The sequence below is a fragment of the Sphingobacterium sp. 1.A.4 genome (assembly GCF_002734245.1).
GTDB lineage: Bacteria > Bacteroidota > Bacteroidia > Sphingobacteriales > Sphingobacteriaceae > Sphingobacterium > Sphingobacterium tenebrionis.
Genome location: NZ_PEAZ01000096.1, coordinates 135,857 through 149,879 on the forward strand (window position 1 = coordinate 135,857; position 14,023 = coordinate 149,879).

Consider the following 14,023-nt stretch of genomic DNA (forward strand, 5'->3'; position numbering starts at 1 on the left):
AGCAATCTTTATACTCATATCGGAAATAATATGTCATGCTGAGCGTAGTCGAAGCATCTGTTCGAATAATTCCAACCGTACAGATCCTTCAACGATGCTCAGGATGACAATTAAAAGGCAATCAGAATGACAATTCAACGGACATCACGACAACAATCGAAAGATTGCTTCGTCGTACCTCCTCGCAATGACGCAGAATGTAACTCCTCGCAATGACGCAAAACCGCAATGACGCAAAATCCCAATGACAAAGGGCTAAAAAAACCTATCTCCCCAATAACCCTACAGCCTTCCTGAAATTCTCCGCGCTCACCTTCACATCATTCATATTGTTTTTCCAGTTATATTCATACTCCGCAGAAATCATCCCTTTAAAACCCTGTCTCTTCAATTCAGCTTGGACAGCCTCCATCCCCAACTTTCCCGTTCCCCAGTGCACATCATGTGCCTTCTTACTCCCAAACTCATTCAAATCCTTAAAATGCAGATGAAAAATCTTTCCTTCCAACTTCTTCAAAGACGCTATCGGATCCAAACCCGACCGCATCCAATGCCCCACATCTGCAGCCGCACCAATTCTTGCACTCTTACCCTCAATAGCTTTCAGAATAACATCCGGATTCCAATAATGCGAAGGCTCCGGATGGTTATGTATCGCCAATTTAATATCATACTTATCACAAAGCTTGGAAAGAAAATCCAATTGCTTTTCCCCAGGCTCACTATTGATCACTTTTATCCCTAAATCCTTGGCAAACTGAAAAACCTTCTCCCATTCTGCCTCATCTTTAGCACCCACAACTCCGTAAGCCCAAACAGTAATCCCTTTATCCTTCAACAATTTCTTCACCAAAGCTCTTCCCTCCTGAGAAAGCTCATAAGTCATTGCCTCCGTACTTCCAGCACCGATTTTCTGTCCAGGAAAGGCTTCCACATAACGCAATCCTGCGCTATCAATCCTATTCAACGCCTCTTCAAACGTAAATAAACGAAAGGTATAAGCTTGCGAGCCCAAATGCCAACCCAGTTTCTCTTCCGGATAAGAGGCCTTATTTCCATTTTGAACTACATTTCCCGATGTAGCACAAGCTGAAATAAAAAGAGCAGTAGCAGCTACACAGCTCCAAAGGAGTTGTTTAAAAGTTTTCATATATAAGTTTATTTTGATTCGGATTTATCCTTCAAATTGAGGCAAAGCTGCTTGGATCCTATCCAAAACCGCCTCTTTACCCAATAGTTCGGTGATCTTGAAAACATCAGGACCAAATTTCCCTCCTACCAACATAATCCGGAATGGCATCATCAATTCGCCCATCTTCATCCCCGACGCCGCTATCTTATCTTTGAACAAAGGTTCCAAGGCCTCAGCGGTCCAAGTATCCTGTTCAGCAAAAGTCTTCGCCACATCTTGGAAGAAAGCAGTTTTATCTGCATTCCATTTCGGTTTTACTGCATCAACATCGTATTGGGCAGGTTTTATGTAAAAGAAGGAAGCCTGTTCCCAGAAATCTTCGATGTAAATTAACCTTTCTTTCACCAAATCAAGAATACTATTTGTAAAATTATCATCCGCTTCCACACCATGCTCCTTAAGAACAGCATTTACCTGAGGCAGTAAATCGGCATTTAAAGTCTGTTTGATCCATTCCTGGTTGTACCATTTGGCCTTTTCAAAATCAAATTTGGCACCAGCCTTACTGATACGATCTACACTGAATTTCTCGATCAATTCCTCCATGTGGAACAATTCCTGATCCGTCCCGTCGTTCCATCCCAATAAAGCCAACATGTTCACAAATGCTTCAGGAAGGAACCCACGCTCACGGAATCCAACAGTTAGATCCCCTGTCTTTGGATCTGTCCAATTCATGGCATAAACCGGGAATCCCAACCGATCACCATCACGTTTACTTAATTTACCATTACCATCTGGTTTCAGAATTAGTGGTAAGTGTGCCCATTCAGGCATCTCATCCTTCCAACCTAGATATTCCCAAAGCAAAATATGTACAGGTGCTGAAGGCAACCATTCTTCCCCACGGAAAACATGGGATATTTCCATGGCATGGTCATCAACAACGACGGCCAAATGATAGGTTGGCATGCCATCCGCTTTCAACAATACTTTATCATCCACCAATTTGGTCTCAAAAGTTACACGCCCGCGGATCATATCCTCGAAAGATACATGTTCATCTTCCGGCATTTTGATGCGGATAGTATGCGGAGCACCTTCCGCCAACAACTTCGCCGTTTCCTCATCAGAAAGACTAAGGGAATTCCTCAGATCCAACCTGTTCTCGTGCGAATAGCGGAAGTTAGGTTGCAATTGACGTTGCTGATCCAACTCCTCTGGCGTATCAAAAGCATAGTATGCTTTACCTGCTGCCACCAATTGCTCTGCATATTGGCGATAGGAAGGCTTTCGTTCACTCTGACGGTAAGGCCCAAATTTCCCTTCCTTAGCGGGGCTTTCATCCGGATTCAATCCACACCAAGCCAAACATTCCATAATATATTCCTCTGCACCTGGAACAAAACGGGTCTGATCGGTATCCTCTATCCTAAGGATAAATTCTCCACCATGATGCTTAGCAAATAAATAGTTGAACAAGGCAGTGCGCACACCACCTAAATGTAATCCGCCGGTTGGGCTTGGGGCAAAACGCACCCTTACTTGTTTTTGTGAACTCATAACCGCAAAATTAAGCATTTCTAAATTTCTTTCTCGAAGCTATTGGAAAATGATTATTTTGGAATCACTTTTTAGGCTATGAAGCAACATCCTTATCGTTACAATAAACAACAGTGGAAATTTTTGCTGTTTATTTTTGCAGCATTAATCGCTGCAGCTTCCTTGCTGTACAGTAATTATTTGGTCAAGAGTTTGTCCCTATCCGAACGTACCAAAGCGCAGGTTTGGGCAATGAGTACCAAAAGTGTGGTCAGTATGCCCGATGTGGATGATGAATTCATCAGTTTCATCTTTGCCGTTCGGGACAGTTTGAGTTTGCCCGCCATTATTACCGACCAGAACGACAAAATTATCCTTTGGCGAGATTTAGACAGTACTAAAACTGCCATTGAAGATTCTACATCCACTTTGGAATATGATCCGGTATATTTTGAAAAACAACTGAACCAGATGAAAAAAGCGCATCCAGCCATTGAACTATCGCTGGATACGAACGAAAAATGGTTCGTTTACTACCATGATTCCAAAGCCTTAAAACAACTCCGCATATTCCCTTATATCCAGTTATCGTTAATTGCTTTCTTTTTAGCCATAGCCTATACCGTATTCAATTCCATCAGAGATTCCGAACAGAATTTGGTCTGGGTGGGAATGGCCAAGGAGGCGGCCCATCAATTGGGAACCCCCATTTCTTCCCTGATGGGATGGCTCGAGTTAGCTCGGGTCACCTATGAGCCGAAGGACGACACGCTATTGAATGAAATGGAACGGGATGTGCAACGGCTAGAGATCGTGGCGGATCGATTTTCAAAAATAGGCTCTACGCCTTCCCTTTCCAACCATGTGGTTTATGGAATTGTGGAAGATTACGTCAATTACTTTAAGATCCGCAGCAGTAAAAGGATAACTTTTGAGCTCACGGGGGACCAACATGTGGAGGCCAAGCTCAATGTGCAGGTATTCGATTGGATCATTGAAAATCTACTTAAAAATGCAGTAAATGCCATCGAAGGTGAGGGCAAGATTACTGTTAACATTTCTGAAAACATTGCAAAAGAGGAAATTTTTATAGACATTAGCGATACGGGGAAAGGCATTCCCCGCTCTAACTGGGAAACCATTTTCCTACCTGGATTCACCACAAGGCAGCGCGGTTGGGGTTTGGGCTTAAGTCTAACGAAACGGATGGTGTATTACCACCGAGGTCAGATCTTTGTGAAGGACTCCGAAATAGGAAAAGGGACCACTTTTAGAATAGTATTAAAAAGCAATCTACGATATGAGCCCACTCAAATCTGATGAGTATCCAGCGATCTTCAACGATTATATCGAAACTGTTACAGGCGATGTATATGATGATCTGAACGACCAACTGACCACCTTTCCCGAATTTATAGCCAGTATCCCCGAGGATCTGGGCAGCTATAAATATGCGGAAGACAAATGGTCCATCAAAGAAGTATTGAACCACATCATCGATGCCGAACGCATCATGACCTATCGTGCATTAAGGTTTGGCCGGAATGACATGACCGCATTAGCTTCTTTTGAACAGGACGAGTTTGTTGCCAATGGTCGCCATAACGAACGAAAAATGGAAGATCTTGCGCAGGAATTCTATCACCTCCGCAAAGCAAACCTCTACCTTTTCAATTCCTTTGATGAAACGGAATTGGCAAGAAAAGGGATGGCTTCAGACCGATTGATTTCTGTACGCGCATTTCTGTACATTATCGCCGGCCACTTGAACCACCACGTGTTAATCTTAAAATCACGTTATCTTAAAGATCAGAACATCAACAATGATTTGGCATAGGGAATACAGCTTGGAAGAGGTGAATGAACTGTTCGCCATCAACATGACAGGCTTCTTGGATATTAAGGCAACCTCCATTTCCGATGATGAAATCATCGCTGAGATGCCCGTCAACGAAAAAGTAAAACAACCTTACGGCCTATTGCATGGTGGAGCATCCTGTGTACTGGCAGAATCGGTAGGCAGCATTGCTTCCAATATGGTCGTTGATGCCAATGTGTATGCCGGTGTAGGTTTGGAGATCAATGCCAACCACATCCGACCAGTCACCAAAGGTAAAGTTACTGCCATCTGCAAACCATTGCATATCGGCAAAACAACCCATGTGTGGGACATCAAAATCAATAATGAAAGAGGTGCATTGGTATGCATTTCCAGGCTTACCATTGCGGTCATAAAAAAACCTTCGATCTAAAAACAAACCGCCAGTCTGTTTGTTCATCCGATAATAATACCATTTTGGTTTTATGATACGGTTTAGGTTTTGAAGAGACATCGCCCATTCGATGTCTCTTCATATTTTATCAGAACGCAATCGTTTGCTTATTAAATTTCATTTTATTTTTCCAATTTATTTTATTAGCCTTGTGGTTAGCTAAAATTATTAAATCCATAAATCGAATTTATGAGTAACCAACAAAATCAATCTACCCTTGGACCCATGATCATCATCGGTTCCTTGTTCTTTATTTTCGGATTTGCCACCTGGCTAAACTCCTTATTAATACCCTACTTAAGGATCGCCTGTGAGCTTACCGAAGTTCAATCTTACTTTGTAACCTTCGCTTTTTATATCGCTTATTTGGTCATGGCTCCAGTTTCTACTTGGGTACTGAACAAATTTGGATTTAAGAATGGTATGGCTATTTCATTAGGAATTATGGCTGTGGGTGCTTTATTGTTCATTCCAGCAGCATATTCCCGTACCTATCTGTTATTTTTAACCGGATTATTCATCATGGGTGGTGGTCTGGCTATCCTTCAGACAGCCTCCAATCCTTATATTACCATTATTGGTCCTGTGGAAACTGCGGCGCGCCGTATCAGTATCATGGGTATCTGTAATAAATTTGCAGGCGCATTAGCTCCAATCATTTTAGGTTTGTTCCTAAACTTGAGCGAGGCCGATAAGGTTAAAAATTCCTTAGCGACCATGAGCCCTGAAGAGTCGGCTGCAGCTTTGGACAAAATCGCCCTACAAGTGGTTAACCCGTATATCGGTATCGTTGTTGTTCTTTTGGTATTGGCATTCTGGATTTCCAGAGCAAATTTACCGGAAGTAGCGGGTGATGAAGAGGAAGATGCTGCTCATCATAACATTACCGAAGGAAAACAGAGTATCTTCGATTTCCCACACGTATTGTTAGGATTCATCGCCTTATTCGCTTACGTAGGCGTGGAAGTATTGGCTGGTGATACCATTATTGCCTACGGAACCTATTTGGGTATTCCATTGGATACCGCAAAATTCTTCACCTCGTTTACCATGGGTGCGATGGTGGTTGGTTATTTGATCGGTATTGTAGCCATTCCTAAATATCTTTCTCAAGAGACTGCATTAAAGCTTTGTGCGATCTTGGGTATTATCCTTACGGTAGGTATCGTCATGACTGACGGTATTGTATCTCTTACTTTGGTTGCTTTATTAGGTTTGGCCAACTCCTTGGTATGGCCGGCAATTTGGCCTTTGGCGTTGAAAGGTGTGGGTAAATTTACAAGTGCCGCTTCCGGCATCTTGGTTATGGGTATCGCCGGTGGAGCGGTAATCCCATTACTTTACGGACAATTGGCACATTTCACCAATTCGCACCAAGCGTATTGGATCGCATTGCCTTGTTACCTGTTTATTTTATACTATGCTATTGCTGGACACAAAGTTCGAAAGCACTAATATTAATCGAGAAATAATATTAATCGAGCATTATTATTAATTAAAATGACATAAAGCAAACGGAGATATTAACCTATCTCCGTTTGTTTTTTTATTAGGTATTAGTATCTTCGAAGAATAGAACATTTATGATTATGAAAAAATTAGCATTCACCCTATTGCTTGCAACGGGTCTATTGTTCAATGCTCAACATGCTGATGCACAGATAAAACTCCCTCCAGCAAGTAGCACGCAATTTATTATCCAGGATCTTGGAATTAGCCAGGTAAGTATCATCTACCAAAGACCTAATATCAAAGGCCGGAAAGTATTTGGTGATCTAGTGCCTTATAATCAGATCTGGCGTACTGGAGCAAACAATGCCACCAATATTACCTTTCAGGATGAAGTGAAGATTGAGGGCCAGACTTTAGCTGCAGGAACCTATGCCATGTTCACTATCCCTACGGAAAAAGAATGGACCATTATCTTTAACAGCAATGCCAAACAATGGGGCGCTTATACCTATGATAAGGCAGATGATGTGTTACGTGTGAAAGTAAAACCTATCAAATTAAAAGATAAGGTAGAGTCCTTTACGATTAGTTTTGATGATGTGAATGATCAGCACATGAAAACTTCATTGGCTTGGGAAAATACTAAGGTTTCGTTCTTGATTGAGGTTGATCAGAAAGCGGAGATCTTGGCGAGCATTGATTCGGCGATGAAAGGCGAAAAGAAACCTTATTTCCAAGCTGCGCAGTATTATTTTACGCATAATGTTGATGTGAAGAAAGCTGCGGAATGGATGGTAGAAGCGGATAAAGGGAATACCAAAGCTCCTCATATTAAGTATTGGAAATCGTTGATTCTTGCGAAAGCAGGTGATAAAGCTGGTGCGGTTAAAGCTGCACAGGAAGGTTTGGAAATGGCGAAAAGAGATAAGAACTCGGAGTATATTAAGTTGAATACGCAAGCTTTGCAAGCTGCGCAGAAGAAATAGAAAGAATTCTCGTCATTACGAATTTGCGTCATTGCGAGGAGGTACGACGAAGCAATCTTTACACTTATCGAAAGATTGCTTCTTTCCTCGCAATGACGAGGGTTCGCAATGACGTTTCTTATCATAATTTCACCAATTAATTACTTCTGTTTTATACAAATCAATCCAACCCGGATTAATTTCATTTATCAACCTTTCTTTACTACTCCTACTTCCAGCTTTTATCCTTTTCTCTTCAGAAATGGCTTCATCAATCGTAGAATAGAATTTATAATAAACCAATTTGTATAAATTATATTTTGAAGAAAAGCTTCTTTCAAATAGTTTATTTACATGTTGATACATTCTAAACGCTAAATCAGAAGTTACTCCGGTATAAAGAGTAGTATTATTATAATTGGTAATTATATAAACACAGCCCCCTCTTTTACATAGCAACTGTTTGGTTTTTAAATTCATATATTGAATTTAAGACCATAGTAGGATAATTTGGATTTGAAAATATTATGGTATTATTAAATTTAAGTGAAAGGTTATTAGAATATTGTAAATAGCTCGTCATTGCGAGACCCTGCGTCATTGCAAGGAACGAAGCAATCTTTACACTCATCGAAAGATTGCTTCGTCGTGCCTCCTCGCAATGACGCGGAAAGAAAACCCACCTCAAAACCCTACCTCAATACCCGTCCTTCACCCCCCTACCTCAGCGCCTTAAACAATATCTCCACCGGATGCAGCGCCAATTCCTTGGTTCCATCCATAATCTGATGCCTACAGCTCGCCCCTGGCGCAGCAACAACCACCCCTCCTTTCTTCTCCCGAACTGCTGGAAACAACACCAACTCCCCGATCTTCATCGACACCTCATAATGTTCCTTTTCATAGCCAAAAGAACCAGCCATCCCACAACATCCTGAAGGTATATTCTTCACCTTAAAATTCTTCGGAATACCCAACACCCCTTGCACAATAGGCAACAATCCCCAAGCCTTCTGCTGACAATGTCCATGCAGCAAAATCTCCGAGCTTTCTTCCGTAAACTGCTCCTGCCTAATATTCCCCGCCAAAAACTCCTCCAACAAAAACTCTTCTATCGTCAAGGCCAATGGCGCAATCCTTACCGCATCTTCCATCAGTTCCTCATCCACCAAATCCACATACTCATCCCGAAAAGTCAGAATCGTCGATGGCTCCACCGCAACCAGTTTCACCTCTGCCGACAATCTTCCACGAAACACCTCCACATTCCTATTCGCCAATTTCCTGGCCTCCCGCAACAAACCTTTCGACAACAATGCCCGACCGGAAAAAGCATGCGGGACCATCAACACCTGATAGCCCAGCCTTTCCAATAGCAGAATGGCCTTCTTCCCAATCTCCACATCATTATAATTCGTAAACTCATCAAAAAAGAAATAAACCGATTTGATGGGACTCGAACCCGCCGTATATACCTTATCCTTCTTCTCATACCAAGACCGCAATGTCCTGGAAGCAATTTTAGGGATATGCCGTTTCGAAGAAAAGCCCACCATCTTCTTCACCAGATTTCCGGTAAGGACATTTCCGGCAACAGCATTGTACAGCCCCGCTATGGGCTGCATAAACTTGGTCAAGGTATCCACATGCCCAACCATCCTCGCCCTTAATGGCACCCCATTCGTATCATAATAGGCCTGCAGGAAATCGGCCTTCAATTTCGCCATATCCACACTGCTCGGACATTCCGATTTGCAGGCCTTACAGCTCAAACAAAGATCCATTACCTCCTTCAGTTCCGGATGATCAAAGGGGTTTGCCTTGGTCGAATGGGTCAACATTTCGCGCAGCATATTCGCCCTTGCCCTGGTGGTATCCTTTTCCTCCTTGGTCGCCATATACGATGGACACATGGTTCCACCGGATAGATGCGTTTTCCTGCAATCTCCCGAACCATTACATTGTTCGGCATGCTGTTGTATCGTTTGTGGTCCATAACGGAACACCGTTTTTATTTTCCTATCCTGCTGTTCGGGTTCATGGCGCAGAAAAGTGTTCATGGATGGGGTATCCACAATCTTCCCCGGATTGAAGATCCCATGCGGATCCCAAGCCTTTTTGATCTCCTTCAACAATTGGTAATTATGATCCCCGATCATCAAAGGGATAAACTCCCCACGCAACCTTCCATCACCATGTTCCCCACTCAACGAACCTTGGTATTTCTTCACCAGATGCGCAATTTCTAAAGCTATCGTTCTGAACAAGGAATTGCCATTCTCCGTTTTGAGGTTGATGATGGGTCTTAAATGCAGTTCTCCGGTAGCTGCATGCGCATAATGCACCGCATACAAGCCATATTTCTCCAATATCTTATTGAATTCCTCGATATAAGCCGGAAGATCCTCCACATCAACGGCCGTATCCTCGATCACAGCCACTGGCTTTTCATCGCCCGGCACATTGCTCAGCAAACCCAATCCCGCTTTTCTCAGGTTCCATACCCGTTTTTTATCAGCACCTAAGATCAATGGAAAATGATATCCCAACCCATTCAATCGCATTTCTGCTTCCACTGCCAGCACCTTTTGCAAAATCTCCGCCTCATCCTTTCCATCATACTCCACGATCAATATGGCTGCCGGATCGCCCTCCACAAAAAAGCGGTTCTGGAACTGCTCCAGATTACCCTTCGTACATTCCAGGATGTAGGCATCCATCAATTCACTCACCAGGGGCCGATGTTTCAGGGCAATAAGATTCCCCCTTAAGGCATCCTGTAAGGAATGGAAGTGTACACACAATAGCCCAGATGGATTCTCGGGCAATGGATCAACATGTACTTTAATAGATGTAATAAAGGCTAAGGTTCCTTCCGAACCACAGATCAGTTTACAGAAATTAAAAGGTTCGGCATCTGCCACAAATGGATCGGAATCCAATAATAGATCGACCGCATAACCCGTATTCCGTCTCAGGATAGAAGCTTTAGGGAAGTTGGAACGTATCTGTTCTTGGTTTTCATAATTCCCCAACATGCTCCTCATTTGCGCATATATGGCCCCTTCTAAGGTCGGAAGATTACTCTTCTCGATAAACTCATCAAAAGATAACCCCTTAAAGCACACTTCCGAGCCATCACTCAAAAGGGCTTCGATCTCCAGCGTATGCTCCCTTGCACTTCCGTAGATCAAGGAATTGGATCCGCAGGAGTTATTGCCGACCATACCACCTATCATCGCCCGGTTGGCGGTGGAGGTCTCAGGTCCAAAATATAATTTATGTGGTTTTAAGAAAAGGTTCAGTTCATCCCGGATCACGCCAGGCTGCACCCTCACCCAAGATTCTTCCGTATTCAGCTCCAATATCTCCGTGAAATAACGGGATACATCCACCACAATACCCGATCCTACCACCTGTCCGGCCAAGGAAGTCCCTGCCGTTCTTGGAATCAAAGAAGTTTTATGATTCTCGGCAAATCGGATCAACTGTTTGATATCCGTTTTGTTTTTCGGATAAGCAACAGCCAAAGGCATTTCACGATAAGCTGATGCGTCGGTGGCATAGAGCACCCGCATCTTCTCATCCCAAAATAGCTCACCCTCCAACTGCTGAGCAAGCAAAGACAGCTGCTCTTCCATCATGGTCTTATCCTTTTATTTGTGTGGTATAGGTGCTTTCGAAAATCTTATCCGCATTATTGGTTTCAAAACCATCCCTGCGGTGCTTGGATTCAATTTCTTCCTTCGGTAAATCCTTGAATTGAGGGAGCACACTTCGCTCCGCAAATTCCACATAGCTACCCGCGATCTGAATGGTTTTATCGTCCGCAAATTTTGCATCGTATAACGCAGAAACCGTGCTGCTCTGACGAAGCAACCCATCTTCACTAGTCTTGATCTTCCCTCCGGAAGTATTCAATTTCACACCGATACTTTCCAGAAAAGTATTAAATTCTTCCAAGGTATTGTATCCATCCTTTAATTCATGGATACTGATCGTATAGTGATTCAGGTAATACCTGTTGTAGATTACCCAAGCGGCGTATTCACTTTCCGCCAATAAGGTTTCATATTCTTCCGAAGTTGGGAGCCCCCAAAGTGGCTGTTGTAAAAAGGCAGCAACCTCCGGACCATTGTTCAGGTCCAGATCATCTACCGGATCTGAGGTAATCTGCGCGGTGTATTTATAGATGATATCCTGAGCAGCCTGACTCAATTCATGCACCCTAAGTTCCGAAACAAAGATTCTCGGATAGCCTTCAATCGCTGGCGCATACCAATAGGCGTTCAATTTCTTACCCTCAAAATGGAAATAATCCTTCTTTGTATACCCAAAAGCCAGGAATATTTTTTCAAAGGACTGGATTCCCAGATGCGGAACACCCAATGTTCTAAAAGCAATATGGTCGTTTACTATATCATCTTGGGATTGTACAACCTGACGGTCCAAAAGAGCTTTGGTTATTTTATCGACATCAGCGACATTCTTGCGATAATGTTCGAACAGGTCATTCAGAACAAAATCAACAGGTTTATTTTCATCAAAATGCATCTCAAATAATTTAAATTTACAATTAGAATAAAGTTATCGAAAAATTGACAAACAAAAACAATTATTCAGTAAAATATTAAATAATGAAAATATTATTCAGCGAATTATAATTCTTCCATAAGAATCTTCTCCAACTCGTCGGCAGTAAGGTTCATGTTGATGTTTCCATCTTTGGCAAAGGAAATCTCCCCAGTTTCTTCCGATACGATGACAGCAACGGCTTCCGAAACCTCGGTTACCCCAATGGCTGCACGGTGTCTCAATCCAAATTGTGGCGGAAGGTCTTCAGAGTCTGATAAAGGAAGCACCGAACTCGCGGTCATGATACGGAAATCGACGATAATAACCGCACCATCGTGTAATGGGGAGTTTTTGAAGAAAATGGATTCCAATAGTCTTTTGGAAATCGGAGCGTCGATCACCGTTCCACTGGTCTGGTAATATTCTTCGTCGAAGTACCTGGAAAAGACCAATAGTGCACCGGTCTTTGCGCGCGACATATTCTGGCACGCTTCTACGATCGGACGGATATATTCGGAGTTATCTGCATGGCTGCTCTTTTTCGTACCGAAAATATTCCAGAAGAACTTTTTCCGTCGGAGGGAAATGTTCTTACCGATATGGAGCAGGAATCGCCGTATTTCCTGCTGGAAGACGACAATCAAGGCGATGGAACCCACGGAAATAAAACCACCGAATATTTCGGTCAGCAAACGCATTTCCATCTGCTTAACGACCAGGTATATCCCGTAGAACAGACCAACTCCTATCAGGATATTTACCGCAATCGTACCCTTAATCAAACTATAGATATAGTAGATAATGATTGCTACGAGTATGATATCGATAAAATCCTTGAGCCTGAAGCCACTTAAGAGGTTGAAATCTAGTCCATCCATATGTTATGCAATTTAAAAAAATTTATCCATTGATTTAGCGTTATTACTTAGTAAAAGGAATGCTAAAACATTAAATTTGTAAAAACAGATAAATCATGACTAAACTATCCGTCAATATCAACAAGATTGCAACTCTTCGTAACTCTCGTGGTGGGAATGTTCCAAATGTACTATCCGCAGCATTGGCCTGTGAACGTTTTGGTGCTGAAGGGATTACTGTACATCCTCGCCCGGATGAAAGACATATCCGCTATCAGGATGTGTATGATTTGAAAGCGAATATCAAGACCGAGTTCAATATCGAAGGGAATTGTCAGGAGCAAAAATTGGTGGATCTGGTGTTGGCGAATAAGCCTACGCAGGTGACTTTGGTGCCGGATGCACTGAATCAGTTGACGTCGAACCATGGTTGGGATACCATTGCGAATAAGGATTACCTGATCGAGATGGTGAAAATGTTCAAGGATCAAGGGATTAGGGTTTCTATTTTTGTTGATCCGGTGGAGGACATGGTGGAAGCTGCGGCGGAGACAGGAACGGATCGTATTGAGCTGTATACGGAAGCTTATGCTGCGGAGTTTGGGTTTGATAAGGAAAAGGCTATTGAGCCGTATTTTAAGGCAGCAGTGAAGGCAAGGGAAGTAGGTTTGGGATTAAATGCTGGGCATGATTTGGACTTGAATAATTTGGAGTATTTTAATCAGCATATTCCGGAGTTGTTGGAGGTAAGTATTGGACATGCTTTGATCGCGGATGCGATTTATTTGGGCTTGGAAGAAACGATAAAGAGATATTTGGCGGCACTGAAGGGGTAAATCGCTGGAAGGGTCGTTCGCATCATTGCGAACATTACGTCATTGCGAGGAGGTTCATTCCGTCCTTTAGATTTGTATAATAATAGAAAGGTTTAATTGTTTAAGTTAGCCTTTTAGAAAGATTACCTAAAACGGTAGCGGCAAATTCTCTTTCCGTGAAGGTTTTTATACCTAGGCAATGATCAAATCCGCTACCGTTTTTTCCCTTAGTGACCAGATAACAATTAGGGCAATACCCATTATTAAGGACTAGGATCGATGGGGTAAAAACTAGGTAATCTGTACAAAACTATAAAAAACAGATCACATGGCAAACAATCCCCACTCTTTCATTGGCATCGACGTTTCAAAGGACCATTTCGACGCAAGTCTCCTTGTCGTGCTGGACCAC

12 protein-coding genes are annotated in these 14,023 nt (G+C 42.7%); 6 read left to right on the forward strand and 6 right to left on the reverse strand.

Features of this window, described 5'->3' with window-relative positions:
• Positions 1-265: 265 nt before the first annotated feature.
• Together CRJ00_RS16260 and gltX are read right to left on the reverse strand one after the other, a co-directional pair.
• Positions 266-1,150: a sugar phosphate isomerase/epimerase family protein gene (locus CRJ00_RS16260; protein WP_099367797.1), complete on the reverse strand. Its 885-nt coding sequence runs from the start codon at positions 1,148-1,150 to the stop codon at positions 266-268.
• 24 nt (positions 1,151-1,174) lie between these two features.
• Complete coding sequence (gene gltX / locus CRJ00_RS16265) at positions 1,175-2,695, reverse strand: glutamate--tRNA ligase (RefSeq protein WP_099367816.1); 1,521 nt, start codon at positions 2,693-2,695, stop codon at positions 1,175-1,177.
• 78 nt (positions 2,696-2,773) lie between these two features.
• Between gltX and CRJ00_RS16270 the strand changes: the two genes are divergently transcribed.
• The 5 genes from CRJ00_RS16270 (at position 2,774) to CRJ00_RS16290 (ending at position 7,385) form a co-directional block, all read left to right on the forward strand.
• The gene (locus tag CRJ00_RS16270) at positions 2,774-3,994 is read left to right on the forward strand and encodes a sensor histidine kinase (RefSeq protein ID WP_099367798.1); all 1,221 of its coding nucleotides are present in this window, start codon (positions 2,774-2,776) and stop codon (positions 3,992-3,994) included.
• On the forward strand, positions 3,975-4,511 hold the full coding sequence (locus CRJ00_RS16275; protein WP_099367799.1) for a DinB family protein: 537 nt from the start codon (positions 3,975-3,977) through the stop codon (positions 4,509-4,511). The genes CRJ00_RS16270 and CRJ00_RS16275 overlap by 20 nt, the downstream gene beginning before the upstream one ends.
• Positions 4,498-4,926 carry a hotdog fold thioesterase gene (locus tag CRJ00_RS16280; RefSeq protein ID WP_099367800.1) on the forward strand — a complete coding sequence of 143 codons (429 nt, stop codon included), beginning with the start codon at positions 4,498-4,500 and terminating at the stop codon, positions 4,924-4,926. The genes CRJ00_RS16275 and CRJ00_RS16280 overlap by 14 nt, the downstream gene beginning before the upstream one ends.
• A gap of 210 nt (positions 4,927-5,136) precedes the next feature.
• A complete protein-coding gene (locus CRJ00_RS16285) occupies positions 5,137-6,402 on the forward strand; it encodes a sugar MFS transporter (protein WP_099367801.1) in 1,266 nt (421 codons plus the stop codon).
• Between the two features lie 134 nt (positions 6,403-6,536).
• The gene (locus CRJ00_RS16290; protein ID WP_099367802.1) at positions 6,537-7,385 is read left to right on the forward strand and encodes a DUF2911 domain-containing protein; all 849 of its coding nucleotides are present in this window, start codon (positions 6,537-6,539) and stop codon (positions 7,383-7,385) included.
• Positions 7,386-7,514: 129 nt separating this feature from the next.
• Here CRJ00_RS16290 and CRJ00_RS16295 read toward each other — a convergent pair whose 3' ends face one another.
• The 4 genes from CRJ00_RS16295 to cdaA form a co-directional block, all read right to left on the reverse strand.
• Complete coding sequence (locus CRJ00_RS16295; RefSeq protein WP_099367803.1) at positions 7,515-7,844, reverse strand: GIY-YIG nuclease family protein; 330 nt, start codon at positions 7,842-7,844, stop codon at positions 7,515-7,517.
• A gap of 239 nt (positions 7,845-8,083) precedes the next feature.
• The gene (locus CRJ00_RS16300; RefSeq protein WP_099367817.1) at positions 8,084-11,005 is read right to left on the reverse strand and encodes an FAD-binding and (Fe-S)-binding domain-containing protein; all 2,922 of its coding nucleotides are present in this window, start codon (positions 11,003-11,005) and stop codon (positions 8,084-8,086) included.
• A 7-nt stretch (positions 11,006-11,012) separates the two neighbouring features.
• Complete coding sequence (locus CRJ00_RS16305) at positions 11,013-11,918, reverse strand: DUF1338 domain-containing protein (protein ID WP_099367804.1); 906 nt, start codon at positions 11,916-11,918, stop codon at positions 11,013-11,015.
• 104 nt (positions 11,919-12,022) lie between these two features.
• A complete protein-coding gene (gene cdaA / locus CRJ00_RS16310) occupies positions 12,023-12,817 on the reverse strand; it encodes a diadenylate cyclase CdaA (RefSeq protein WP_099367805.1) in 795 nt (264 codons plus the stop codon).
• Positions 12,818-12,912: 95 nt separating this feature from the next.
• Here cdaA and CRJ00_RS16315 point away from each other — a divergent pair, with 95 nt between their 5' ends.
• Positions 12,913-13,632 carry a pyridoxine 5'-phosphate synthase gene (locus CRJ00_RS16315; RefSeq protein ID WP_099367806.1) on the forward strand — a complete coding sequence of 240 codons (720 nt, stop codon included), beginning with the start codon at positions 12,913-12,915 and terminating at the stop codon, positions 13,630-13,632.
• The last annotated feature ends 391 nt before the right edge of the window (positions 13,633-14,023 follow it).

Coding starts and splice junctions, on each gene's coding strand:
- CRJ00_RS16290 (WP_099367802.1), top strand. CDS start 6,537: ATGAAAAAATTAGCATTCACCCTATTGCTTGCAACGGGTCTATTGTTC.
- CRJ00_RS16305 (WP_099367804.1), bottom strand. CDS start 11,918: ATGCATTTTGATGAAAATAAACCTGTTGATTTTGTTCTGAATGACCTG.
- CRJ00_RS16285 (WP_099367801.1), top strand. CDS start 5,137: ATGAGTAACCAACAAAATCAATCTACCCTTGGACCCATGATCATCATC.
- CRJ00_RS16280 (WP_099367800.1), top strand. CDS start 4,498: ATGATTTGGCATAGGGAATACAGCTTGGAAGAGGTGAATGAACTGTTC.
- CRJ00_RS16275 (WP_099367799.1), top strand. CDS start 3,975: ATGAGCCCACTCAAATCTGATGAGTATCCAGCGATCTTCAACGATTAT.
- gltX (WP_099367816.1), bottom strand. CDS start 2,695: ATGAGTTCACAAAAACAAGTAAGGGTGCGTTTTGCCCCAAGCCCAACC.
- cdaA (WP_099367805.1), bottom strand. CDS start 12,817: ATGGATGGACTAGATTTCAACCTCTTAAGTGGCTTCAGGCTCAAGGAT.
- CRJ00_RS16295 (WP_099367803.1), bottom strand. CDS start 7,844: ATGAATTTAAAAACCAAACAGTTGCTATGTAAAAGAGGGGGCTGTGTT.
- CRJ00_RS16315 (WP_099367806.1), top strand. CDS start 12,913: ATGACTAAACTATCCGTCAATATCAACAAGATTGCAACTCTTCGTAAC.
- CRJ00_RS16270 (WP_099367798.1), top strand. CDS start 2,774: ATGAAGCAACATCCTTATCGTTACAATAAACAACAGTGGAAATTTTTG.
- CRJ00_RS16260 (WP_099367797.1), bottom strand. CDS start 1,150: ATGAAAACTTTTAAACAACTCCTTTGGAGCTGTGTAGCTGCTACTGCT.
- CRJ00_RS16300 (WP_099367817.1), bottom strand. CDS start 11,005: ATGGAAGAGCAGCTGTCTTTGCTTGCTCAGCAGTTGGAGGGTGAGCTA.